General features: G+C 29.6%; 20 protein-coding genes. 15 read left to right on the top strand and 5 right to left on the bottom strand.

The features are described from left to right. Positions 1 to 31 precede the first annotated feature (31 nt). Together bioA and Q0H31_RS07105 are read left to right on the top strand one after the other, a co-directional pair. Positions 32 to 1,378 carry an adenosylmethionine--8-amino-7-oxononanoate transaminase gene (gene bioA, locus Q0H31_RS07110; RefSeq protein ID WP_295296762.1) on the top strand — a complete coding sequence of 449 codons (1,347 nt, stop codon included), beginning with the start codon at positions 32 to 34 and terminating at the stop codon, positions 1,376 to 1,378. 128 nt (positions 1,379 to 1,506) lie between these two features. Beyond that, the gene (locus tag Q0H31_RS07105; RefSeq protein WP_295296760.1) at positions 1,507 to 3,114 is read left to right on the top strand and encodes a peptide ABC transporter substrate-binding protein; all 1,608 of its coding nucleotides are present in this window, start codon (positions 1,507 to 1,509) and stop codon (positions 3,112 to 3,114) included. 639 nt (positions 3,115 to 3,753) lie between these two features. Here the strand turns inward: Q0H31_RS07105 and Q0H31_RS07100 are convergent. Together Q0H31_RS07100 and serS are read right to left on the bottom strand one after the other, a co-directional pair. Further along, positions 3,754 to 4,080: a TfoX/Sxy family protein gene (locus Q0H31_RS07100; protein WP_295296757.1), complete on the bottom strand. Its 327-nt coding sequence runs from the start codon at positions 4,078 to 4,080 to the stop codon at positions 3,754 to 3,756. Beyond that, positions 4,080 to 5,360, bottom strand: a complete 1,281-nt coding sequence (gene serS, locus Q0H31_RS07095; protein WP_013243749.1) for a serine--tRNA ligase — start codon at positions 5,358 to 5,360, stop codon at positions 4,080 to 4,082. Before serS ends, Q0H31_RS07100 begins: the two co-directional genes overlap by 1 nt. Positions 5,361 to 5,914: 554 nt before the next feature. On the opposite strand from serS, the gene Q0H31_RS07090 reads away from it, so the two are divergent. From Q0H31_RS07090 to ptsP, 11 genes are all read left to right on the top strand, one after another. Further along, positions 5,915 to 6,412 (top strand): ferritin family protein, encoded by a 498-nt coding sequence (locus Q0H31_RS07090; protein ID WP_295296755.1) that lies wholly within the window; start codon positions 5,915 to 5,917, stop codon positions 6,410 to 6,412. Positions 6,413 to 6,451: 39 nt separating this feature from the next. Next, entirely contained in the window at positions 6,452 to 7,189 is a 738-nt protein-coding gene (locus Q0H31_RS07085; protein ID WP_295296753.1) for an MIP/aquaporin family protein, read from the top strand. Positions 7,190 to 7,212: 23 nt separating this feature from the next. After that, positions 7,213 to 8,697: a glycerol kinase GlpK gene (gene glpK, locus Q0H31_RS07080; protein ID WP_295296751.1), complete on the top strand. Its 1,485-nt coding sequence runs from the start codon at positions 7,213 to 7,215 to the stop codon at positions 8,695 to 8,697. Positions 8,698 to 8,792: 95 nt separating this feature from the next. Continuing rightward, entirely contained in the window at positions 8,793 to 10,232 is a 1,440-nt protein-coding gene (locus Q0H31_RS07075; protein WP_295296749.1) for an NAD(P)/FAD-dependent oxidoreductase, read from the top strand. A gap of 272 nt (positions 10,233 to 10,504) precedes the next feature. Beyond that, a complete protein-coding gene (locus Q0H31_RS07070) occupies positions 10,505 to 11,779 on the top strand; it encodes an FAD-dependent oxidoreductase (protein WP_295296747.1) in 1,275 nt (424 codons plus the stop codon). Between the two features lie 68 nt (positions 11,780 to 11,847). After that, entirely contained in the window at positions 11,848 to 12,720 is an 873-nt protein-coding gene (locus tag Q0H31_RS07065; protein ID WP_295296745.1) for an arginase family protein, read from the top strand. Between the two features lie 44 nt (positions 12,721 to 12,764). After that, positions 12,765 to 13,127 (top strand): DUF1667 domain-containing protein, encoded by a 363-nt coding sequence (locus tag Q0H31_RS07060; protein ID WP_295296744.1) that lies wholly within the window; start codon positions 12,765 to 12,767, stop codon positions 13,125 to 13,127. 136 nt (positions 13,128 to 13,263) lie between these two features. Continuing rightward, positions 13,264 to 14,661, top strand: a complete 1,398-nt coding sequence (locus tag Q0H31_RS07055) for a CCA tRNA nucleotidyltransferase (RefSeq protein ID WP_295296743.1) — start codon at positions 13,264 to 13,266, stop codon at positions 14,659 to 14,661. 2 nt (positions 14,662 to 14,663) lie between these two features. Continuing rightward, positions 14,664 to 15,446 (top strand): type III pantothenate kinase, encoded by a 783-nt coding sequence (locus Q0H31_RS07050; protein WP_295296741.1) that lies wholly within the window; start codon positions 14,664 to 14,666, stop codon positions 15,444 to 15,446. 127 nt (positions 15,447 to 15,573) lie between these two features. Continuing rightward, positions 15,574 to 15,840 carry an HPr family phosphocarrier protein gene (locus Q0H31_RS07045; RefSeq protein ID WP_147732421.1) on the top strand — a complete coding sequence of 89 codons (267 nt, stop codon included), beginning with the start codon at positions 15,574 to 15,576 and terminating at the stop codon, positions 15,838 to 15,840. Positions 15,841 to 15,863: 23 nt separating this feature from the next. Continuing rightward, positions 15,864 to 17,609 carry a phosphoenolpyruvate--protein phosphotransferase gene (gene ptsP / locus Q0H31_RS07040; RefSeq protein ID WP_295296738.1) on the top strand — a complete coding sequence of 582 codons (1,746 nt, stop codon included), beginning with the start codon at positions 15,864 to 15,866 and terminating at the stop codon, positions 17,607 to 17,609. 75 nt (positions 17,610 to 17,684) lie between these two features. On the opposite strand, the gene Q0H31_RS07035 is transcribed toward ptsP, so the two are convergent. Then, the gene (locus tag Q0H31_RS07035) at positions 17,685 to 18,890 is read right to left on the bottom strand and encodes a peptidase M30 (RefSeq protein ID WP_295296736.1); all 1,206 of its coding nucleotides are present in this window, start codon (positions 18,888 to 18,890) and stop codon (positions 17,685 to 17,687) included. A gap of 157 nt (positions 18,891 to 19,047) precedes the next feature. Here Q0H31_RS07035 and Q0H31_RS07030 point away from each other — a divergent pair, with 157 nt between their 5' ends. Both Q0H31_RS07030 and Q0H31_RS07025 read left to right on the top strand, forming a co-directional pair. Continuing rightward, positions 19,048 to 19,923, top strand: a complete 876-nt coding sequence (locus Q0H31_RS07030) for an EFR1 family ferrodoxin (RefSeq protein WP_295296734.1) — start codon at positions 19,048 to 19,050, stop codon at positions 19,921 to 19,923. A gap of 96 nt (positions 19,924 to 20,019) precedes the next feature. After that, positions 20,020 to 21,744, top strand: coding sequence for a class I SAM-dependent methyltransferase (locus tag Q0H31_RS07025; protein ID WP_295296732.1), 1,725 nt, complete (start codon positions 20,020 to 20,022; stop codon positions 21,742 to 21,744). A 349-nt stretch (positions 21,745 to 22,093) separates the two neighbouring features. Here the strand turns inward: Q0H31_RS07025 and Q0H31_RS07020 are convergent, their stop codons facing one another. Next, entirely contained in the window at positions 22,094 to 23,683 is a 1,590-nt protein-coding gene (locus Q0H31_RS07020) for a peptide ABC transporter substrate-binding protein (protein ID WP_295296730.1), read from the bottom strand. A gap of 504 nt (positions 23,684 to 24,187) precedes the next feature. Next, complete coding sequence (locus Q0H31_RS07015; RefSeq protein WP_295296727.1) at positions 24,188 to 25,360, bottom strand: MFS transporter; 1,173 nt, start codon at positions 25,358 to 25,360, stop codon at positions 24,188 to 24,190. Between the last annotated feature and the right edge of the window lie 137 nt (positions 25,361 to 25,497).

The following is a 25,497-nucleotide window of genomic DNA, read 5'->3' as shown; positions in this document are numbered from 1 at the left end:
ATATAGTTTATAAAAACATAAAGGATTTATTATGACATTGGAAGAGAAAGATTTAAAATATATTTGGCATCCTTGCTCGCAGATGAAAGATTATGAGGAGCTTCCTCCAATTATTATAGAGAGAGGAAAAGGAATATATCTTTATGACAAAGAGGGAAAAGAGTATATTGATATAGTAAGTTCTTGGTGGTGCAATTTGCTTGGACATTGCAATGAAAAAATAAATGCCAATATAAAAGCACAGCTTGATAGATTAGAACATGTTATATTTGCTAATTTCTCACATGAAGGGGCTATTCAATTATGCGAAGAGCTTGTAAAGATACTTCCAAAAGGACTAACTAAATTCAATTTTTCTGATAATGGTTCTTCATCTATAGAGGCTGCATTAAAAATGGTTTTTCAATATCAGCATCAAACAGGAAACACTAAAAAAATAAAATTTATGTGTTTTACAGATGGTTATCATGGTGAAACTATTGGGGCATTATCAGTTGGAAGTTTGGATTTATATGCAAAAATATACAAGCCAATGTTAATGGACACTATACATATTCAGGCACCTGACTGCTACAGATGCAAATATAATCAAAATAGAGATACTTGCAAATGTGAATGTTTTAAAGATGCTGAGAAAAAATTTGAAACATATGGAGAAGAGACTTGTGCTGTGATAGTAGAGCCTTTGCTTCAGGCAAGTGCAGGAATGAGAATATATCCTCCTTTATATTTAAAAAAATTAAGAGAGATTTGTGATAAATATAATGTAGTTTTTATCGTTGATGAAATAGCTACAAATTTTGGACGTACTGGAAAAATGTTTGCTTGCGACCATGCTGACATAAGTCCTGATATAATGTGTGTTTCTAAAGGACTTACAGGCGGATATATGCCTATGGCTATAACAATAACTACAGACAAAATATATAATGCTTTTTATGCTGACTATAATGAAGGTAAAGCATTTATGCATAGTCATACTTACAGCGGAAATCCTCTTGGCTGTTCTGCTGCCTTAGCTGTGCAAAAAGTTTTAAGAGAAGATAATATTATAAACAAAGCACAAATAAGAGCTAAATATTTAAATAACAAATTAAAAGAGAAATTACTCAATCACCCAAATGTAGGAGAGATTAGAAATATAGGGCTTATTAATGCTATGGAATTAGTTGTTAATAAAAACACAAAAGAGGGATTCGACTCTAAGCTTAGAATGGGTTATCAAATATATAAAAAAGCACTTAAAAAAGGTTTATTATTAAGACCTTTGGGAAATGTTATTTATTTTAATCCGCCTTTAATAATTAATGAAGAAGAAATAGATAAGGCTGTTGATTTATGTGTATCATCTATAAATGATATTCTGCCGGATTCATAAATTTTAAGCTTTTTACAATATGCTTTATTTAAACCTAAAATCAATTGGGATAAATAACATACTTAAACGTAAGGTGAAGTATGCTTTTTATAAAAAATAATAAATAAAATTTAAAAAAGGAACAAACCATGTTAAAAAAAATAATCACTATCAATCTGCTAATACTTTCGATTATGATGTTATCATGTTCAAATAAAGATAAAATAAAAACAGCCGCTAATGAAATAATTATTAATTTGGCACCTGAACCTTTGACTATGGACCCTACTTTAAACACTGATAATCTTACTATGATATATATTCTTCATGCTTTTGAAGGACTTACCAAAAAAGATGCAAACAATAAAATAATAGGCGGGGCTGCTGAAAGCTGGGATATAAATGAAGAAGGAAATATATATACTTTCCATATAAGAAGCAATGCTAAATGGAGCGATGGAAAAAATGTTACATCACGTGATTTTGTTTATACTTGGAGGCGTGCTGTTGATCCTAAAACTGCCAATAAATATAGCTATTATTTTGAAGTAATCAAAAATGCCAAAGATGTTATAAGCGGAGAAAAAACTATAGAAGAGCTTGGTGTTAGAGCAATAGACGATTACACATTTGAAGTAGAATTAAATAGTCCTACTGCGTACTTTTTAGAGTTAGCTGCTTATCCTCCGTTTTATCCTGTACGTGAGGATATAGTAAATAAATACGGCGATGAATGGACTTTAAAGCCTGAAACTTATATTGGAAACGGTGCTTTCAAGATGACAGAAAGAAATTTTGATAAAAGTATAATACTTGAAAGAAATACTAATTATTGGAACAATGAAAACATAAAGCCATACAAATTAACATTTATTTTAATGGAAGAACCTAATACTTCTCTTGCAGGAGTGCTTAATGGAAATATACATTTCGCTAAACCTTTTCCTAGAAATAATATTGAAACTTTAAAAGAAAAAGGAATAGTTCATATAGTTCCAGTTGCTGCTTCATATTATTACAGATACAATTTAAACAAAAAAGTATTACAAGATGTAAATATAAGAAGGGCATTATCATTAGCCATTGACAGAGAATATATAGTAAAGTCTATTACTAAATGCGGTGAAAGTCCTGCTGGAAATTTAGTGCCTTATGGAATCAATGACATTGACGGTGATTTTAGAAAAAAAGGAGGAGATTATATAGTATCTTCAAACTATCAGGCAAATTTAGAAGAAGCCAAAAAATTATTAGCCGAAGCAGGATACGAAAACGGCAAAAACTTTCCTGTGATTGATTTGCTTATAGCTACAAGGGAGTTTGATATAAACATTGCTGATGCTGTTCAGAGCATGCTTAAAGAGAATTTAAACATCGATGTAAGAATAGTTAAGCATGAATGGGCTTCTTATCTTCAAAACATGTATGATAGAAATTTTGATTTAGCTGTTTATTTGTGGTATGCTGATTATAATGACCCTATTAACTTTTTAAACATATTTAAAAGTGATGCCCCAAACAATTACGGCTCATATTCAAATAAAACTTTTGATGAATACATTGATATTGCTTCAACAAACAAAGATAATGATATAAGAATGCCAGCTCTTCATTTGGCAGAAGATATTTTTATGAATGATAATGCTGTTATTCCTATATATTTTTATTCTGAAGCATTGTTAGTTTCACCAAAATTAAAAGGGGTTGAATATGATTCTCAAGGGTTATATAGATTTTTCAATGCTTATTTAGAATAGTTTTATTATACGCACGGTTAGCTGATTTTTATATATAATAAAAATAATATTAATTAATCAATTTATATTAAAAATGTCGTTTAACGTGCGTTAAAGAAATTTTCATTTTTGCAGCGGGAAAAAATTGATAAAAAATTATTGTTTAAATATACACTAAAAATTTTGAAATCTATCAAAAAATATTTTTATATTTTTTATTCTCGGGGACTAGCCCCCGAACCCCCAGTTCTTTTATTGGTATAAAAGAACCAAAAGAATTGCATTAAAAAAACTAGCTTTTAAGCATATCCAAAATCAGATATTATTTTATATTAATATATTTCAAACATGCAAAGCTAAAGCACTTGCGTTTTTTGCAACTTTTTTGAGCGACAAAAAAGTTGAATAAAAATAAAGCGAAGGGTGGAAAAAGAACAATAAAAAATAGACAAAGTTAAAAATATATTTTAAGTTTTTATTTGTTGCTGCTTTACTATAACCGTACGCAGAATAAATTTTTTAATATTGAATAATATTAAATTTTAGTTTAAATTATTGAAAAAATTTCATTAACCGTGCGTTAGTATATTAGAAAATTTATTACAATAAAAAAGTGCAAACCTTGTTTAGGATTTGCACTTTAATGTTTTTATTTATTTTTTACTTTTTAGCTTTTTTCTTTATAGAAGGAAGTTCATCATAAATCTCTTTGAATAAATGCTCAAAAAAATCATCATCATATTTATTGATATCTTCTATAAATATCATATCTTTAGCATTTTCATAAGGCGGCTTTAATATATAATCCTTTATTAAAGTTTTTGCCTTATCAGTAGACTTTATAAAAAGATGATTATCGCATACATAAGCTGTTATTTTTTTGTTATAATAGATTATGTATTCCCCCATCATCTGTTTATAATTAATATCATCTAAAGAATCTAGTTTGTTTAATACTATATTAAGAAAGTCTTTAGATGACGGCATTAATTAACCTTTTCTATTTTATCAAAACCAGTAAACGGTCTTAAAGCATCTGGAATTATTACGCTTCCGTCTGCTTGCTGATAATTTTCAAGTATAGCAATCCATGTTCTTCCAACAGCAATACCAGAACCGTTTAATGTGTGTACTAATTCAGTTTTACCGTTTCTTCTTGTTCTCATCTGCATTCTTCTTGCCTGATAATCCCAACAATTACTTACACTTGAAATTTCTCTGTACATGTTTTGTGAAGGAAGCCAAACTTCTATATCAAAAGTTTTGTAAGCAGCATTTCCTATATCCCCAGAAGAAAGAACGACTACTCTATAAGGTAATTCTAATGCCTGTAAAATACTCTCAGCATCTTTAAGCATTTTCTCATGCTCTTCTTTAGATTTGTCAGCAGCACATATTTTTACGAGTTCTACTTTATCAAATTGGTGCTGTCTTATTAAACCTCTCATATCCTTACCATAAGAACCAGCCTCAGAACGGAAACATGGTGTATAAGCAGTACAATATAATGGAAGCATATTTTCAGGTATAATCTCTTCTCTATATATGTTTGTAAGAGGAACTTCTGCAGTAGGTATAAGATATAAAGCAGGGTCATCTGTAGTTTTAAATAAATCTTCTTCAAACTTTGGAAGCTGACCAGTACCTGTCATAGTTCTGCCATTAACAAGCATAGGCGGCACATATTCTGTATAGCCATGCTCGCTTGTGTGTTTCTTAAGCATAAAGTTAATCAATGCTCTCTCTAATGCTGCCCCTTTCCCTTTCATAAGTGAAAAACGAGTTCTTGCCATTCTTACAGCTCTTTCAATATCAAGTATATCAAGCCCTACAGCAATATCCACATGGTCCTTTACTTCAAAATCAAATTTACGCGGCTCTCCCCATCTTATTATCTCTTTGTTTGCCTTCTCATCATCGCCGTCAGGAACATCTTCAGAAAGCATATTAGGCAAATAAAGTATTTCGTTATTAACTGCCTCTTCTAATTCTGCTAATTTTTCTTCTTTTTTATTTAAGGATTCAGTAAATGTTTTCATCTCTTCTTTTATTTTTTCTGCCTCTTCTTTTTTGCCGGCTTTCATACATTCACCGACTTTTTTTGAAGATTCATTTTTTTTAGCTCTGTCTTGCTCTACTTCTTTTAAAAGGTCTAATCTCTCATGTTCTAAAGCTTTTAATTTGTCAAGAGAAACTTTACTCCTTCTCTTTCTTAAATTCTCTTCTACTAATTCAATGTTCTCTCTTATTAATTTTACATCTATCATAATAAAAATCCTTAAATAAAAATTTATGTTAATTATACTACTATTTTAAAAATAGTAAAATGTTTATTATTAATATTGTAAAAATTTTATTTAAATATTGACAAGCCTTGATATTTTGTTAGAATATACTAACAAATAAGGAGCATATTTAATAATGATAGATTTAATAGCAATACCCATAATAATACTAATAGCAATAATTATAATGTTTTTTTCGTTAAGAAAGAAAATAGTAAAGAAAGAATGTAACTGTTCTGGAGAATCTAAGAAATGCTGCTGTAAGAGAAATAAAGTCCATAAAAATTTATAAAATGTATAATTTTTAAATTATTTTATTATTATTATATATAGAGATGGTATATATATTTATTATTATTTTGTTTTAATTTTATTTAAATAAAGTATATTATAATAATATGTATTTAACAGTTTTTGTTTTTTATAGAAATAAAAGGGAGTAGAAAATCATTTTTTATCTATAAATATTTATTTCGATAATAAAATTTCTATACTATTAAATATGAAATATTAATATTTTTTAGGGGGATAATAGTATGGATTTAAAAAACTCAAAGACTAGTGAGAATTTGAAGGAAGCTTTTATTGGAGAGGCAATGGCAAGATGCAAATATATATACTATGCTGAAAAAGCAAAAGAAGATGGAATGGAGAGTTTAGCATTAGCTTTTGAGAAGGCATCGAGAAATGAACAGGAACATGGAAAATTATGGTTTGAGCGTTATCATGGAATATTATCGAAAGAAGAAAATCTACAAGATGCAATTGCAGGAGAGACTTATGAATCTACAGAAATGTATTTAAACTTTGCAAAAACTGCAAAAGAAGAGGGATTTAATGACATAGCAATACTATTTGAGCATGTAGCAAAAATAGAAGAAGGTCATAAAAAGATGTTTGAAAGTTTTTTAGGTGATAAAAGTAAAGAGGCACCAAAATGGCAATGTCAAAAATGCGGATATATACACACAGAGAGTAAAGCACCAAAAAGATGTCCTGTATGCGAGCAGTATAGAGTAGGCGGTATAAATTAACAATAAATATAATAATTATATAGATTATGGGGATATGTTATGTATACTAAAAAATCTGAATTTTTAGCAGAAATAATAGGCTCTATTTTTATAGCATTATTTGGATTTGGGTCTGCAGCATCTATGGTTATAGGGAAAAATGCAGCTCCTATAAATATACATATTGCTTGGGGATTAGCCGTTACATTTGGTATATATGTTTCTGGTAAAATAAGCGGGGCACATTTAAATCCTGCTATTACGCTTGCTTTAGCTGCAACGGGAAGATTCCAATGGTCTAAAGTATGGTATTATATATTAGCTCAAATGATAGGTTTTTTTATAGGGGCTGCTATAGTATTTGCTGTTTATTATGGAAAATGGATAGAAGTTGATCCTAATTTTGAAAGTACTGCTCAAGTATTCATTAGTTTTCCAGCAGTTCCAAGTTTTTTATATGTATTTATAGATCAAGTTATAGGAACATTTATATTAATGTTTTTAATACTTGCTGTAGGAGATGCTAACAATGCTCCTGTTGGTGCTAATTTAGGTCCTATAATAATAGGCTTTATAATAGCAGCTATAGGTATTTCGTTTGGGTTTATGCATGGTTACGCTATTAATCCGGCACGTGATTTAGCTCCTAGACTTTTTAGTGTTTTACTTGGTTTTCAAAACAATGGATTTGCAGATGCAGGCAATATTTGGATTGTTTCAATAATAGGTCCTATATTCGGCGGAATTTTTGGAGCTATTGTTTATGATGTTACAATAGGGAATATACTTTCTAAATAATAAGATAAAGGAGACTAATAATCATGTCAAAATATGTAGTTGCAATAGATCAGGGTACAACGAGCAGCAGGGCTATAGTATTTGATTATGAGCAAAACATGGTATCAGTTGCACAAAAAGAGTTTACACAAATTTATCCTCATGAAGGCTGGGTTGAGCATAATGCTTCTGAGATATGGGCTACACAGTTTGGAGTTTTACAGGAAGCTATACAGATTGCCGGTGTTAAGCCTGAAGAAATAGCAGCTATTGGCATTACAAATCAGAGAGAAACTACAGTTGTTTGGGATAAAAATACAGGAGAGCCTATTTATAATGCTATAGTTTGGCAATGCAGAAGAACAGCTCCTATTTGTGATGAACTTAAGAAAAAAGGATTTGATGCATATATAAGAGAAAATACAGGTTTGGTTGTTGATGCTTATTTCTCAGGAACTAAAATAAAATGGATACTTGATAATGTTTCTGGTGCAAGGGAAAAAGCCAATAAAGGCGAATTATTATTTGGAACAATAGATACTTGGCTTGTGTGGAAACTTACAGGCGGAAAAGTGCATGTTACTGATTATACTAATGCATCAAGAACTATGATATATAATATTAAAGACTTGAAATGGGACGAAGATATTTTAAGGGAATTAGATATACCTATGAGCATGCTTCCGGAAGTAAAAGATTCTTCATGTGTTTATGGATATGCTAATATTAACGGAAAAGAAGTTCCTATAGCAGGAATAGCAGGAGACCAACAATCTGCATTATTCGGACAGGCTGGATTTAATAAGGGAGATACAAAAAATACTTATGGTACAGGAAGTTTTATTTTAATGAATATTGGAGATAACTTCATTTTAAGTAAGAATGGACTAATCACAACTATAGGAATTGGATATAAAGGAAAGATTGAATATGCTTTGGAAGGTTCTGTATTTATAGCTGGTGCTGTTATACAGTGGGTACGTGATGAATTAAGACTTCTTCATGATGCAAAAGACACTGAATATTTTGCTACCAAAGTAAAAGATACAAACGGAGTTTATTTAGTACCGGCATTTGTAGGGCTTGGTGCTCCTTATTGGGATATGTATGCGAGGGGCTGTTTAGTAGGTATTACAAGAGGGGTTAATAGAAGCCATATAATAAGAGCAGCAGAAGAAGCTATTGCTTATCAGAGTAAAGATGTAATTGATGCAATGGTAGCAGACAGCGGTGTTAAGCTTTCTTCATTAAAGGTAGACGGCGGAGCTTGCAGAGATAATTTCTTAATGCAGTTTCAAGCGGATATTATTAATACAAATGTTCTTCGTCCTCAAATTACTGAAACTACTGCCTTGGGTGCTGCTTATTTAGCTGGGCTTGCTGTAGGATTCTGGAAGGATAAAGATGAAATATCTAATAAATGGAAATTGGAGAGAGAGTTTACACCTTCGCTTTCAGAAGAAGAGAGAAATAAAAAATATATGGGCTGGAAAAAAGCTGTTGAAAGATCAAGAGGCTGGGCTATGTAACTTATTGTTTGCTTTATATAATGAACATACTTTCTAATAAAAAAACTTACTGTTCAATTTACAAAATATTATAAATAATAATAGAGGAATATATTATGTATGATGTATTGATTATAGGTGCTGGTGTATCTGGTACTTCTTCTGCCAGAGAATTAGCAAGATATAAAGCTAATATATGTGTTGTTGAGAGGGGGGAAGATGTTTGCTCCGGCACTTCAAAATCTAATAGCGGAATAGTGCATGCTGGGTTTGATGCTAAGACAGGTTCACTTATGGCTAAACTTAATGTATTAGGAAATAAGATGATGCCAAAAATAGCAGAAGACCTTGATGTGCCTTTTATACATAATGGTTCTTTGGTAGTTTGTACTAATGAAGAGGATATTCCTAATTTAAAAGCTATATACGACAGAGGAATAAAAAATGGAGTTGAGAATCTTCAAATATTAAACAGAGAAGAGGTTCATAAGAGAGAGCCTAATCTCAATGATAATGTATGTGCGGCTTTGTATGCACCTACTGGGGGGGTAGTTGACCCTTTTATATTAAATATTGCCTATGCTGAAAATGCTCATGCAAATGGAGCGGAGTTTAAATTTAATACTGAAGTAATTAATATTAAAAAACTCTCTGACGGCACTTTTGAAGCAGAAACTAATAACGGAACTATAAAAGCAAAATATATTGTAAATGCTGCTGGTGTTTATGCTGATAAGTTTCATAATATGATGAGTAAAAATAAAATACATATAACTCCAAGAAGAGGAGATTATATTTTACTTGATAAAGAAGTTAATAATTTAGTAACCTCAACAATATTTGCTTTGCCTACAAAATTGGGTAAAGGTATTTTGGTTACTCCAACAGCTCATGGCAATATAATGCTTGGGCCTACTGCAATTGATATAGAAGACAAAGAAGGGTTAAATACAACAGCCGATGGACTTGCACAAATTATAGAAAAATCCAAAATGACAGTAAAAAATATTCCTTACAATAAAGTTATTACATCATTTTGCGGGCTTCGTCCTCATGAGGATAATCATGAATTTATTATTAAAGAGCTTGAAGACTGCGAAGGATTTTTTGACTGTGCTGGTATAGAATCTCCCGGACTTGTTTCTTCTCCTGCTATTGGAGTGATGGTTGCTGATATTGTAAGTAAGAAAGGAAACTTCGAGAAAAAAGAAAACTTTATAGAAAAGAGAAAAGGAATTACTCATTTCAATGCTCTTTCTAATGAAGAGAAAAATAAACTTATAAAAGAAAATCCTTTATACGGGCATATTATTTGCAGATGCGAGAAGGTTACAGAGGGCGAAATAGTAGAGGCTATAAAAAGCCCAATAGGAGCTAAATCTATTGACGGAGTAAAAAGACGTGTACGTGCTGGGCTTGGAAGATGTCAGGGCGGTTTCTGCTCTCCTAAGATAATAGAGATTTTGGCAAGGGAACTTAATGTTTCACCTATAACTATTACAAAATGCGGTAAGGGTTCTGAAATAGTTATTGGTTATGACAAGGAAGCTTTATAATAGTTAATATTTTGTATAATATATTTTTATATATAAAACAAGATTAGTGTGGTTTGCACTAATTTTACACTTGCACTTTCGCTGAAAGCGTACTTCGTATGGTTCTTTGACGAAGTACGCAACGCGACCGAAGGAACTGCCTGCGACTGAGAAGAGTCCTTCAGGGCGACCGTAAGAAATACCTTTAGGTGTGGGTGCGAAGGCGGGAAAAGAACAACAAAAAATTGAGAAATTTAAAAATTTTTAGTATATAAAAATAAACGAGGTAAAGAATGCAATCTTATGATGTTGTTGTTATAGGAGGCGGTCCTGCCGGACTTGCCGCTGCCATTTCTGCTAAAGAAAATGGAATAGATAATTTACTTATGTTAGAGCGTGACAATGTGCTTGGAGGCATACTCAATCAATGCATACACAATGGTTTTGGGCTTCATAGATTTGGTGAGGAGCTTACGGGACCTGAATATGCTTATAGATTTATAGAAAAAGTTTATGATTTAAATATTAATTATAAACTTAATACTATGGTTTTGGATATTGTACTCAATAATGACAAAACTAAAAAAATTACTTATATAAATAAAGAAGAAGGTTTAGTTGAGATTAATGCTAAAGCCGTAATACTTGCTATGGGCTGCCGTGAGCGTTCGAGGGGTGCTTTGAATATACCGGGTTTTAGACCTGCTGGTATATTTTCTGCCGGTGCTGCTCAGCATTTAGTTAATATTGAAGGATATATGCCCGGAAAAGAAGTTGTTATACTTGGTTCTGGGGATATTGGTCTTATTATGGCTAGGAGAATGACTTTTGAGGGTGCTAAAGTAAAAGTAGTAGCTGAAATACTTCCTTTCTCCGGAGGTCTTAAAAGAAATATTGTTCAATGTTTGGACGATTTCGGTATTCCTCTAAAACTTAGTCATACTGTTATTGATATTAAAGGAAAAGAAAGACTTGAAGGCGTTACAATAGCTAAAGTTGATGAGAATATGAAGCCTATTAAGGGCACTGAAGAATATTATTCTTGCGATACTTTGCTTTTATCTGTGGGGCTTATACCTGAAAATGAGCTTTCAAAAGAGATTGGTGTTGAGATTAACCCTATTACTTCTGGAGCTATAGTTAATGAAAGTTTAGAGACTAATATTGACGGAGTATTTTCTTGCGGAAATGTTCTTCATGTTCATGACTTGGTAGACTTTGTATCTGAAGAAGCTGAAACTGCGGGAAAAAGTGCTGCTTCTTATGTTCTTAAAAATAAAAGAAGAGATGATAAAAACTCTATTTTATTAAAAGGCTCTAATGGTGTGAGATACACTGTACCTTCTATGATTAATGCTGATAATGTGGACGATCATGTGATGGTGAGATTTAGAGTAAGCAATATATTTCAGAATAAATTTTTAAATGTTTATTTTGATGGTGAGAGAGTAATACATAAAAAGCATTTGATATTTGCTCCGGGAGAAATGGAGACAGTAAAGCTTGATAAGGCTATGCTTTCAAAAGAAGGTTTAAAAAATATTGAGTTTAAGATAGAGGATAATTAAAGTTTGAAATAACAATTTTTATGATATATAATAAAAGCATTAAAAACATAAAAAGGAAGTTTATTTATATGAGTAAAACTATAAGACTTATTTATCCTCAGTGGCAGGGCGGAATTATTTCTCATTGGATACCTGAACTAAAAGCTGAAGACTCTTCAAGAGGTTATTATCTTGGAGCAAAATTATTAAACATATTAGCTCCCCAAAATGATAATCATCAAACTATAGAAGTTCCTGTTTCTTTGGATATAAAAAACAGAGAAATAAAAAACGGCATTATGGATTATGATTTTATAGTATCTCAAACTAAAAATGCATTGGATATTTTAAATAAAAATAATCCTGATAAAATAATAACTTTCGGCGGAGAATGTTCTGTTAGTGTAGTGCCTTTTACGTATTTAAATAAAAAATATGATAATGATGTTGCTTTAATTTGGATAGATGCTCACCCTGATATTACTTTGCCTGAAGATAATACTTATGCTGGATATCATGCTATGGCTGTTAGTGCTTGTATGGGTAATGTTGATAAAGAGATAAGCTCTATACTTCCAAGCAAAATTTCATCTGATAAAATATTATTTGTGGGGCTTAGAGATTGGGAAAGAGATGAAATAAAAAAACGTCAAGAAGAATACGGCATAAATCATTTTGCACCTGAAGATACTTCTTCATCAAGTGAAATTGTAATAGAATGGCTTAAAAAATCTAATGCTTCTAAGGTCTTAATACATTTTGATTTGGATGTGCTTGACCCTAATGAAATAATAGCTGCTGTCGGGGTTTCTCCTAATGGAATGAAGATAAACGAAGTAGTAAGAATAATAAATGATATTTCAAGAGAAAAGGAAATTGTCGGCTTTACTATAGCAGAACATATGCCAAGAATTGAAATAATGCTTAAAAATATGATGGAAGATTTAGACTTATTTAAGTAACTATAAAATATAGAAAATAATTAATATATAAGGAAGTAATCAACATGGAAAAAAAAGAATTAACTTGTATATGCTGCCCTATGGGCTGTGCTTTGTCTGTAGAATTAGATGGAAAGAATGTTTTGAGTGTAAGCGGAAACACTTGCAAAAGAGGCGATACTTATGCAAGAGATGAGGTGGTGCGTCCTGTAAGAATGGTTACTTCTATAGTAAAAGTAAAAAATGGAAAATTAAAAATGCTTCCTGTAAAAACTAAAGAACCTATAGACAAATCAAAAATTAAGGAATGTCTTGATGCTTTAAAAAATATAGAAGTTCAAGCACCTATTCATATAGGGGATATTGTTGTAGAGAATGCGGCTGGGGTTAATATAATTGCTGCTAGAAATATTGAAGTTAATAAATAATTTTTTATTAATATATGTTTGACTTTTATTGTTTTATCAATATAATGATTTCGTTTTTATTAGTTTATAAATTTGTAATAAGATAAAAATTGTATATACTATAAAGAATAAAAAGTAAAAAGTTGGATAGCAATTAGTGAAAAAAATATTTACCAATATACCGCATGCAGTAAAAGAAATAGCAAGAATTTTACATATAGAAGGCTTCAAATGCTTTCTTGTAGGAGGTGCCGTTAGAGACTCTATAATGGGTATAACTCCTCATGAATATGACATCACCACAGATGCAAAGCCGGAAGACGTGCAGAGAATGTTTAAATACACCGTTCCAACAGGTATAAAACATGGTACAGTATTAGTAATAATAGAAGACATGCATGTAGAAATAACAACTTTCAGAAGCGATGGAAATTATAGTGATGGAAGACACCCAGATAAAGTAGAATATGCATCAAGTATAGAAGAAGATTTGCCTCGAAGAGATTTAACTATTAATGCTATGGCATATAATGTATTAGACGGCACACTTATAGATATGTTTGACGGTATGAAAGACATAAAAAGAAAAGTTGTGCGTTCTGTTGGAAATCCTTATGAAAGATTTAGTGAAGACGGTCTTAGAATAATGAGAGCTATTAGGTTTGCCACAAAACTTAATTTTGACATAGAAAAAGAAACATTTGAAGCTATATGTCATTCTACAGGCATGCTTGCTTCTATTGCAGCTGAAAGAATAAGAGAAGAGTTTAATGGAATACTTTTATCAAATAACCCTTTTAGAGGTATAGAACTTCTTAGAAAAACAGGAGTTCTTCCTTTAATTATGCCTGAGCTAATGCAAGGCTTTGGTGTTAATCAAAATAAATTTCATAAATATGATGTTTATTATCATATACTTCATACTATACAGGCAGTAGAACCTTTTGAAAATGATCAATTAACTTTGCTTGTGCGATTAGCGGCATTATTCCATGATATTGCTAAACCTATGGTTCAAAAGAAAGTATCAAAGCAAGATGACCCTGTTTATTATAATCATGAGGTTGTTGGTTCTTCTGTTGCTAAAAAAATAATGAAAAGATTAAAATATTCTAATGCTGAAATAGAGTTTGTTACACTTTTGGTAAGACAGCATATGTTTTATTATCAAGATGAGTGGACTGATGGGGCTGTTAGAAGGTTTATGCGTGCGGTGGGAGTTGAAAATATTAAGCCTTTATTAAAATTGAGAGAAGCTGACAGAATTGGAAGCGGTAATAGAAAAGATAAAGAAAGCAAGGCTATTCCTAAGCTTTTAGCAAGAATAGATAAAATTATAGAAGCAGAAAATGCTATTACTGTAAAAGATTTAAAAATTGACGGAAATGATTTAATTAGAGAGTTTAATTTAAAACAAGGTCCTATAATAGGTAAGATACTTAATTATCTTTTAGATTTAATATTAGATGAACCGGAATTGAATGATAGAGCTATTTTAATAGAAAAGACTAAGAATTTTTTGGAAGGCAATAATCTTAATAATAACGGGGCTTAGAAATGTATTTAATAGGAGATATTGGAAATACTAGAATAAAAACAGCAATATTTGATGATAATCATAACCCTATATATTTTAATGCTAATGAACATAATGCTTTAGGTTTGTTTAAAACTTTAAGAGAGATAAAGAAAAATTTTGATGGAAAAATAGATAAAGTTTTTTACAGCAGTGTATCTTTTAAAGTAAATGATATGTTTGTTTCATCGGTTAAAGATATATTAAATAAAGATGTATATAGAGTTACTCATAAAGACATACAATTAAAAGACAATATGTATGAGCCAAAGGATTCTGTTGGTATAGACAGGCTTCTTTCAACCTATGCTTCTATATGCTTAGAGGGCTTTAATGAAGAAAATAAATATGCTTCTATTGTTATAGATATGGGCACAGCAACCACAATAAGTATTATGCTTTCTGATTTTGTATTTTTAGGCGGAATGATTATGCCGGGTACTAAAACTAGTTCTTTTGCATTATCGAGAAAAACTTCTCTGCCATATTTTCATATAGGAGAAATTGCTGGGCTTCCAAATCCTATTAACAATAATGTTCAAGATGCCTTAGTAGCAGGTTCTATTTATAATACGATAGGGGCTGTAAATTATAGTGCTTCAGAAATAAAAAAAGCTATCAAAGAAAAATATGATATAAAAAGCAAAATATTTCTCACAGGCGGTATATCTAATTTAAAACTATTAAAATGTAAGATATATCCATATTTAGTGTTGCAGGGAATATATTTTAATATGATAGATACTAATTTCGGAAGAAACTAATTTTTATGTTATAGTATTTAACTTTTATATACAAAATCTATATTTTTTTGTACTAAAATATTTCTTATTTGACAAAACATAAAAAACTGATATACTTTATTATATAATATGTAAAAAAGGAGTTCATATGACTAAAGGACAAGTTACTATACAAAATGAAACAGGTCTTCATGCAAGACCCGGTAATGAATTTGTTACATTTATAAAAACTTTAACTAATTGTAAAGTAGAAATAGAAAATGAAGCAGGAAAAAAAGTTAATGCTTCATCACTTTTAAAAGTATTATCACTTGGTGTAAAGAAAGGTTCTGTTTTAACTGTATATTGCGATGGAGAAAATGAAGAAGAAGCTTTGAAAAAGATAGAAGAGTTTTTAGCTAATTTAAAAGATTAATATTATTTTTTGGAAAACAGCTTATGGAAAAAAGAATAACTGGTATTGGGGTATCTCCCGGTATAGCGATAGGGAAAATTTATATATTTAACCCTGAAAAATTAGAGCTTAATAAGTGTCCATGTAAAGATCCAGAGAAAGAAAAAATTAAACTCCTTGAAGCTAGGAATAAAACTAAAGAGCAGCTTGAAAAGATAAGAGAAATAGCGTTAAAAAAAGTTTCTGCCGAAAAAGCTAGTATATTTGATGCACATATCACTTTACTTGAGGACGAGGATTTATTAGAAGAAGTTAATGGCATTATTACAGATGATAAAGTTTCTGCCGACTATGCTTTATCACAAGGTATAGAAGTATATAAACAGATTTTAAGTGAAGTAGAAGATGAATATTTAAGAGAGAGAGCTAATGATTTAACTGATATAGCTGATAGGTGGATAAGAAACATTAGAGGCGAGAAAATTTTAGATTTATCTACTCTTCCAAAAAATTCAATAGTTGTAGCAAGAGATTTAACTCCATCAGATACTGCTAATTTAGATTTAGATAATACATTGGGTTTTATTACAGAAATAGGCGGCCGTACTTCCCATACTTCTATTATGGCGAGGTCTTTGGAAATTCCTGCTGTTGTAGGTATTGGCGAAATAATAAAAGATATAAAAAATGAAGATATTATTATATTAAATGGTAATACCGGCGGGGTAATTATAGAGCCGACTGAAAAATCTATAGAAGAATGTGAAAAGCTAAAAGAGGAATTTGACAGGCAAAGAGCTTTATTAAAAGAATATGCTCATAGAGATGCTATATCTAAAGATGGAACAAAAATAAGAGTTTATGCTAATATTGGTTCTCCTGCAGATTTAGGCGGGGTATTAAAAAACGGTGCTGATGGTATTGGGCTTTATAGAACTGAGTTTCTTTTTATGGAAAATACTAATTTCCCTACAGAAGATGAGCAATTTAAAGCATATAAAGAAGTTGCTGAGGCTATGAGCGGTCATACTGTTACAATAAGAACTATGGATATTGGCGGAGATAAGTATTTGCCTTATTTGGAAATGCCGAAAGAAGAAAATCCTGCTTTGGGTTGGAGGGCTTTGAGAATATGTTTGGATAAGCCTGCTATTATAAAAACACAATTTAGGGCGTTACTAAGAGCTTCTGCTTTTGGTAAAATTAAAGTTATGCTTCCTATGATTGTATCTATAGAAGAATTGAGAAAGGCTAAAAATATATTCAATGAATGTAAATTAGAACTCATGAAAGAAAATATTGCTTTCAATGAAGCTTTAGAGTTGGGAATGATGATAGAGACTCCTTCTGTTGTATTTAGAGCGGAAGCTTTTGCGAGGGAATCTGATTTCTTCTCTATAGGTACAAATGACTTAACTCAATATACTTTAGCTTCTGACAGAGGTAATGAAAAAATTGCTTCTATATGTGATCCTTATAACCCATCTGTGCTTATTGCTATTAAAATGGCTATAGACGGTGCTCATTCTAATGGTATTATTATATCAATGTGCGGTGAGCTTGCTGGTGATTTGCTTGCTGTGCCTTTGTTATTCGGATTAGGACTTGATGTATTTTCTATGTCAGCTATATCTGTACCTGAAGTTAAGAAAATGATTATTTCTTTAGATAAAAAAGAATGTGCTATGCTTGCTAAAAGAGTTTTAACTTTATCTACTGCAGAAGAGGTAAAAGCTGAGCTGCTTAGGTTCTTGGAAGTTCATGAAAGAGGCGATACTATAAGTTATTAATAATTTAGTAAAAATAAAAAAGGAGTTTCATTTTTGATTGAAGCTCCTTTTTTTATTTATTAATCACTATTTTTATTAATCTTTTAATAAGATGTTTCTATATTTAGGTTTAGTGTTGCTTATTATATTTAAATATGAATCGTTTTGAATAGATGATTTCATACTTCTTAAAATATAAGAATTATTATTATAGCCTAATTTAATGTTTATAGAAGTAGGTTTATTTCCTGTATATGTGTCGCTGTTTAATAATATTAGAGAATTATTATTTTTTTTAGTTTTTATTAGAAGAGAATTATCAGATTCAATATTTAACCCATCAGCTGAATCACAAACCAATAAAGCACCCGGGTATAAAGGTATAGATGAATTATCATAATTTTTAATCTTATTAATTTTAGCCCCAGATACAATACCATTATCAGTATCTTCTATCCATTGAAGCAGCAAATTATACCAAGAAGAATAAATTGATGAGGTTGAAGATAAAACTTTTTTGTAAGCATTGTTTTCTTTTGAATATGCAATAGTTTTAAATATTTCTTCATTATAATTATTTTTAATATATAGCCAGTTCATAAAAACAGAAGCAGAAGGATAATTAGCAAATACATTTATTGGCAAATCCCAAGTATAAAAACAATAATAATTTATATTATTAAACTCATTATTTCTGCTTTTAACTGTGCTTTTATTAAATAAAACAGAAGTGGACTCTGATAAAGCCTCATTAAGCCACGCTTCCATCTCACTTCCTTTTTGTATCACATTCATATAATAATTTATTAAATGCTGTAATTCATGCAGTATTGTACCAGCCATATAATTAGGATAACTATTAAGCCCTTCCAAATCCATATAAAGCATATCAGCATTATTACCATGATTATTTATCAAATCTGCAGGATTAAAATAGCCATTAAGTTTAGAACTATTATTAGATTCTGGATTTAAATCCAAGAATAAAATAATGATTTTTCCATTATTATCAACATCTGTATGACTGCCGTAAATTGATTTTTCTTTATCATAATATTTTTCAAATTCTTGGCATACTAAATCTAAATTATCAGAATTATATTTTTTGTCATTTTCTATAAATACAATTAAATTTTCTGTTTCTTTAACTATACTTGCCTTTATAAAATCTGATGCTAAACCGCTTCCTGATGAAGAAGCTCTGTATACAGCAAAACCATCAGTATCAATAGAATAAAATGGACTATAACAAGAAATAAAAATTGAGCTAAGAAGTGCTGTAAAAATTAATTTAAAATTCATAATATAAAGTATATCCTAATATATATTAGCATTGTAACTTTTTATATATAAAAGTCAAGCTTATAACGATATATTTACATAATAATGAAACTTTAAATATTATTTTTTTTTGATATAATTATGAAATTAGAAAACTATATAAAGGTGTTTATTATATATGAGTAAAAATGCGATTATATACTATTTTTCTGGTACAGGTAATACAGAAAAAGTTGTAAATGAATATAAAAAGAATTTTGAAGAAAAAGATATAAATATAGCATTATATAGAGTTACAGATAATTTTGATAATATGCCAAATCCAAATGATTATGATTATGTTGGCTTAGCATATCCGATACATGGTTTTAATGCTCCATATCCAATTTTTGATTTAATAAAATTATTTCCAAAAACAGAAAATAAAAAAATATTTATACTAAAAACTTCAGGTGAACCATTATCAATAAATAACATATCATCAGAACCTATAATGGTTAGATTAAACAAAAAAGGATATATTCTTACAAATGAGTATCATTATGTAATGCCTTATAATTTGGTGTTTAGGCATACTGATGAGATGGCGGCAAAGATGTGGAATACTGCTAAAAAATTATGTAATGTAGATTTAAAAGAGATATTAGAAGGTAAAAAAGTATTTCTTAAAAAATTCCCATTTGGAAGATTTATTGCTTTTCTTTTTAGGATAGAACACCCTGCGATGAAAGTTAATGGTAATCTTTTTAAAGTAAAAAATATATGTACTCATTGCAATTTGTGCGTGAAGAAATGTCCTGTTAATAATATTTATAATGATGATAATGGAGATATTAGGTTTAAGAACAGATGTGTTATGTGTGCAAGCTGTGCTTTTAGATGCCCGGTAAATGCTATTAACATAGGTATTCTTACAGCTTGGAAAGTGAATGGTCCATACAAATTTGAAAACCCTCCAACAAATCAAAAGAGTAAGCATGAAAATTATTGTAAAAAGGCTTATGATAGATATTTTAAAAATGCTGAAGAAAAAATAAAGAATAATACACTATAATTATATTATTTGTAATTATAAGTTTTTGTTGTATAATCTTGTATGATTTTTATTCTATTTTAGAATTATTTTATATTTTTATAAAAAAGAGTTTGTATGTTAAATGAGATAAAAAAAAATATATGCATAATAACAGACATTAATGGTATATATGGATATGGTCATTTTACTCGAATGAATCTTATTGCTGATAGGTTAAGCGATATATACAACTTCACTTTTTCTCCTGTAAATAATGATAGTGAATTATATAAAAGAACTGATATAAAAACTATTGAGTTTAATAAGATAGCAGAAATAAAACCATACATTATAATTGTTGATTCGAGGGAAGTTGAAGAGAAATATATAAGCTATTTGAAAAAAATATCATCTGTTATAATAGTAGACAGTGTTGGAAGCGAGAGGAGGCTTGCTGATATTGTAATAGAGATGCTTCCAAATTTAGACAATTCTAAAGAAGTAAATATTAAACCCTTTATTACTACTATATTAAACAATGCTGTAAAACCTATATATAATGAAGACTCTCCCATACTTGTTTATTTAGGGTTCAATAAAAAACTAAAAGATAAAGCAATTCAAATAATATCAAAAATAACTTATAAAAAATTTCTAATAATAGATTTTAAAAAAGAAAGTGAGTTTTCTAATATAGAGTATATTGATTTTTCAAAGGATATATTTGCTCATTCATATTCTGCTGTTATAACATATTTTGGTCTTACTGCCTTTGAATGTATAGAGTCAAAGATTCCTACTATACTTTTTTCACCCACTAAATATCATGATGAATTGACTAATAAGTGTGATGATATATTTTTTAATTTGGGATTTTTTGAAGATGCCAATATTGATGAGAGTGTAGAAAAAATAGAGGGTTTTATAAACGATAAAGAAAAGCAAAATAGTTTAATAGCTAATGCTGAGCAGATAAATACTGATGAATCTATAGAAAGACTAAAGACTATTTTTTCTAATATAAAAGATTTTAAAGATATAAAATGTCCTTTATGCGGCAGAGGAAATGCAGAGAGAAAAAATAGAAATTTGGAATCTAATTTATATAAATGCTGCAATTGCAATACTTTATTTAGAAAATATTTTTTATCGCCTTTTACAGATTATTCATCAAAATATTTTGTAGAAGATTATAAAAAACAATACGGCAAAACATATGAAGAGGATGTTGAAAATTTAAGCCGATTAGCAAAGAGAAGAATAGAAAAGATAAAGCAAATAAAACCAAATGGAAAAGTTTTAGATATTGGAAGTGCTATGGGTTTTTTTCTTAAAGAGGCTTCTAATTATGGATATATTACTGAGGGTATAGAGATAAGCGAGTATGCTTCAAATTACTGTGTTAATACTTTAAACTTAAATGTGCATAATTATTCTTTAGTTGATTTTAATTATAAAGAGAAAGAGTATGACATAATTACGGCTTGGTATGTTGTGGAGCATATTTATAATTTTGATAAGATTTTTGAAAATATTTTATATTCTCTAAAAGATGATGGTATATTTGCTTTAGCTATGCCTAATGGTTATGGGGTTAGCGGAAGGTTTAATAAAGATTATTATTCTATAGTTCCTAGCGATCATGCATTTGAAGCTAATCCTAAATCTTTGGATATGTTTTTTGCTAAATATTCGCTAAAGAGAATTAGTTTAGAAAATCAGAGTATTTATTATAATAGGTTTACTGATATATTTAAGCTGTTTAAGAATTCAAAAATATCTGAAAAAATATATAAGAAGCTTGCACAGAAATTTAATCTTGGCGACACATTTGAATGCATATACCAAAAGATTAAATAGTATATACTTAAACAATTTTAAATTGTTAATCACTACACATTATGAAAATATTATCAACTTTTTGCCGCACAAAAAAGTTGCAAAAAACGCAAATACTATAACTTTATATTTAAAAAATATGTATTAAATATATTAAGATACCTAAATTTAGGTTAAAAATGCAGTCTTTTTGGTTCTTTGACGAAGTCCGCACAGCGACCGAAGGAAGTGCCTGCGACTGAAAGAAGTACCTTTAGATATGGGGGCGACTGAATTAATTACATTTATATGCGAGCGTATATAAAAAACAAAAAAATTATAAATGCATTTATTTTATACTTAAACAAATGCATTTATAACAAAATTATTATTACTTCAAATAAGAATAAAAAAACCTTCTTATTTCCAAAGTATCAACTGCAACATCTTTTAGTTTAGGACTTTTCATAGAAGGTGCTGTATAATAATATAAAGGTATTAAAGCCATATCATCGCCTATAAGCATATCTTCTGCTATGTGCATATTGTTCATTCTTTTATTATTGTCTATAGTAGATTGTGCTTCTTTTATGAGGTTATCATAATTAATATTACTGTATCCCACTCTGTTGCCTGCACTTGTTGAAGTGAATAATTGAGCAAAAGTCATAGGGTCCAAATAATCACCAATCCAATCTGCACGGCATACTGTATAATTTCTTGTTTGTCTATTCTTTTGAAAAACAGACCATTCTTCTTGAGTGATAGACATATCTACATTTAAATTTTCTTTCCACATCTGCTGCACCGCTTCAGCTATAGTAACTCCGGCACCGGGATTTGTTTTAAACTCTAAAACAGGAAAGTTAGTTCCATTGCTGTATCCAGCTTCAGCGAGAAGTTTTTTTGCCTCTTCAACATTTGACTCATAATCTTCTTTTGATACGCTAAAATAATTTCCGCCGTTTTCTCTAAAGTCTCCGTTTACATCTTTAAGCCCAAATGGAATAAACGCACCAGCAGGAACTTCTCCGCCTTTTGTGATATTTTCTACTATATAATTTCTGTCTATTGCTAATGCCAAAGCCTTACGCACTCTTTTGTCTTTCAATACTTCATTTGTGTTGTTTACAGCATAGTAAGCAGTGCCCAAAGATGGTGTTATAACTAAATACCCCTCGTTTCTTAAAAGCTCTATATCATTATTTTGTATTCTTGAAGAGTAGTGTAATGAGCCTTCTTTTAATGCTGCATATGCTGTTGATATATCTGAAAGCATTACAAAATCTATTCTATTAGCAACCATATTATCTTTATTCCAATAATTGGTGTTTAATTCTAATGATATTAATTCATCAGTTTTTCTCTCTATCATTTTATAAGGACCATTACCTATATATGTGTTTGGATAAAAAGTCCATTTCTCATTATCTTCAATATAGTCTGCTCTTAATGGTGAAAATATAGGTATACAAAATAATTCTAAAAAATATGCAGTTGGAGATTCAAATTTTATTAACAAAGTTTTTTCATCTATTGCTTCAACTCCCAATTCTTCTTTTCTAAGTTTGCCGGCCATTATTTTATCAGCGTTTTTAATAGGAGAAGCTAAAAAACCATAAGAAGATGCCGTATTAGGATCAACCAATCTTCTAAAAGAATATACAAACTCATCTGCTGTAATTTTTTTACCATCAGACCATTTAGCATTATCTCTCAAATGAAATATAATATTCAAACCGTCAGGAGAAACTTCCCAACTCTCTGCAGCCCCTCCAACAATGTTTCCTTCTTTATCTTTTGTAACTAAACCTTCAAATACATGTACAGCATAAATCATACTGTCAATTGCAGATAAATATGATGGGTCTATACTTTGAGGCTCTGCCCCAACACTTACCTTTATTACTTCATTGTTGTTTACATCATTGGAACAAGCTAAAATAAAAATACAAGATAATATTGCAAATAGTCTTTTCATTTTTTTATCCTATCTATAAATTATGTTAACTTTAAGGTAAAAATAATAAATTGTCAATATTTTTATTAGAACTAAGTAAATTATTGTTTAATCAAATTTCTAGAATAATTATCAGCACCTTGATTATATGTAAAAGAAAGCCCGCTTGAAAAATCTAATGATAAGTATTGACCTGAACTATTAACTTCAAATTTTGTACTTGATAGTTCTTTAATTAAATCAGCATCAGCATAAAAACTAACTGTTTGACTAGTCCACTTTATTTCAAGAGTAACTTTACCGCTCTCTTCTACTATAATCGCAGCATTAGCCTCTATGGCACTTCCATTGTATGTAATATTATTTTCTGTATATGTACCTTTATATTTAACAATATTATTTACTGAAGTATTGTCATTTGTACAGCCTACAAAAATAAAAATTATAAAAATAGTTTTTAATAAATTCCTTATAATTTTAAACTCCTTATAATAAAAAATATTAATTAATATATAAACAATAAAATTATTGTCTATTAAACTTGTTTAACATTACAATGTTAATGAAAGCCAATACTGATAATACAGCTCCTCCAAAACCAACCCATTTAAGACCAAAACTGTCAAATATACTGCTTCCAACAAATGAACCTAAAGCTATACCAAAATTAAATGAAAAAGAATTATTTGAAGAAGCTAAAGTAATACAAGAAGGATAATCTCTCTCTGTAAAATCTAAAATATTTAATTGTACAGGAGAATTCATTAAATACATTAAAAAACCTATGCATAATATTACTACAGCAGAAGTTATGTAATTGTTAAAAGCAAATGGCAAAACAATCATACATATAAACTGTAGTATAAATATAAATCTCAAATTATAAACTCCATTATGCTCAGCCAATTTTCCAGAAAGCAAATTACTAAAAAGAACAGTTATTCCGAAAATTAATAAAGCAACACTAATATACTGATTTTCTATATGAACATAGTTTAATAATATTGGTTTTAAATAGGTATAAAATACATAAGAAGCCGCTGCTCCAAAAAGAATTGTTAATGTGCTTAATATAAATCTAATATCTTTAAATATAACAAATTGATGTAATAATTTTATTTTATATTGAGGAGTATTTTTTGGTAGGGCAATAATCATCATTATGAGCATTAATATGCTAAAAATAGATATAAAAATAAAAGAAGCCCTCCAGCCAAATTTATAACTTATAGTAGTGCCTATTGGAACTCCAAAAATCGAAGCTATGCTAAAACCCGAATAAATCCAAGCCACAACCATAGGTCTTTTTTCTTTATTAGAAATATAAGGCGTAAATGATATTGATACAGAAATTAATGCTCCGGAAATAATTGCTAAAAATATTCTTACTATCATTAAAAAATTATAATTAAAAGCTAAAGAACATAAGAAATTTCCTATTATAAATATAATGCTTGTAAATATTATAAAGTTAAATCTGTTAAACTTTCCAGCAACAGCTGCAGAAAAAGGCGTGCATATAGAGTAGGCTAATGCAAACATGGAAACTAATCCGCCTGCAATAACTTCACTAACATTGAAGCTTTCAGCAATATCTGTTAAAACACCTATCACTATAAACTCGCAAGTGCCTAAAGCAAAACTCAATAAAACTAAAGATACAATAGCTAATATATTATTTTTATTATTCTCAATCATATTTTCACTCTTTAAAAATTTGTTATTATATTATATGATAAATGGTAAAAAAACAATTTAATTTTTGGGGCTGTCCTAGATAACTGAAATTTGTTAAAATTTAAGTATGAAACGCAGTAAATTAAGTAAAGATAAAC

The organism is uncultured Brachyspira sp. (genome assembly GCF_934747485.1).
Lineage (GTDB): Bacteria > Spirochaetota > Brachyspiria > Brachyspirales > Brachyspiraceae > Brachyspira.
This window is presented reverse-complemented; position numbering and strand designations above follow the sequence as displayed.

Bases quoted from the DNA above. Each gene is read 5' to 3' on its own strand.
- bioA (WP_295296762.1), top strand. From the start codon at position 32: ATGACATTGGAAGAGAAAGATTTAAAATATATTTGGCATCCTTGCTCG.
- Q0H31_RS07105 (WP_295296760.1), top strand. From the start codon at position 1,507: ATGTTAAAAAAAATAATCACTATCAATCTGCTAATACTTTCGATTATG.
- Q0H31_RS07100 (WP_295296757.1), bottom strand. From the start codon at position 4,080: ATGCCGTCATCTAAAGACTTTCTTAATATAGTATTAAACAAACTAGAT.
- serS (WP_013243749.1), bottom strand. From the start codon at position 5,360: ATGATAGATGTAAAATTAATAAGAGAGAACATTGAATTAGTAGAAGAG.
- Q0H31_RS07090 (WP_295296755.1), top strand. From the start codon at position 5,915: ATGGATTTAAAAAACTCAAAGACTAGTGAGAATTTGAAGGAAGCTTTT.
- Q0H31_RS07085 (WP_295296753.1), top strand. From the start codon at position 6,452: ATGTATACTAAAAAATCTGAATTTTTAGCAGAAATAATAGGCTCTATT.
- glpK (WP_295296751.1), top strand. From the start codon at position 7,213: ATGTCAAAATATGTAGTTGCAATAGATCAGGGTACAACGAGCAGCAGG.
- Q0H31_RS07075 (WP_295296749.1), top strand. From the start codon at position 8,793: ATGTATGATGTATTGATTATAGGTGCTGGTGTATCTGGTACTTCTTCT.
- Q0H31_RS07070 (WP_295296747.1), top strand. From the start codon at position 10,505: ATGCAATCTTATGATGTTGTTGTTATAGGAGGCGGTCCTGCCGGACTT.
- Q0H31_RS07065 (WP_295296745.1), top strand. From the start codon at position 11,848: ATGAGTAAAACTATAAGACTTATTTATCCTCAGTGGCAGGGCGGAATT.
- Q0H31_RS07060 (WP_295296744.1), top strand. From the start codon at position 12,765: ATGGAAAAAAAAGAATTAACTTGTATATGCTGCCCTATGGGCTGTGCT.
- Q0H31_RS07050 (WP_295296741.1), top strand. From the start codon at position 14,664: ATGTATTTAATAGGAGATATTGGAAATACTAGAATAAAAACAGCAATA.
- Q0H31_RS07045 (WP_147732421.1), top strand. From the start codon at position 15,574: ATGACTAAAGGACAAGTTACTATACAAAATGAAACAGGTCTTCATGCA.
- ptsP (WP_295296738.1), top strand. From the start codon at position 15,864: ATGGAAAAAAGAATAACTGGTATTGGGGTATCTCCCGGTATAGCGATA.
- Q0H31_RS07035 (WP_295296736.1), bottom strand. From the start codon at position 18,890: ATGAATTTTAAATTAATTTTTACAGCACTTCTTAGCTCAATTTTTATT.
- Q0H31_RS07030 (WP_295296734.1), top strand. From the start codon at position 19,048: ATGAGTAAAAATGCGATTATATACTATTTTTCTGGTACAGGTAATACA.
- Q0H31_RS07025 (WP_295296732.1), top strand. From the start codon at position 20,020: ATGTTAAATGAGATAAAAAAAAATATATGCATAATAACAGACATTAAT.
- Q0H31_RS07020 (WP_295296730.1), bottom strand. From the start codon at position 23,683: ATGAAAAGACTATTTGCAATATTATCTTGTATTTTTATTTTAGCTTGT.
- Q0H31_RS07015 (WP_295296727.1), bottom strand. From the start codon at position 25,360: ATGATTGAGAATAATAAAAATAATATATTAGCTATTGTATCTTTAGTT.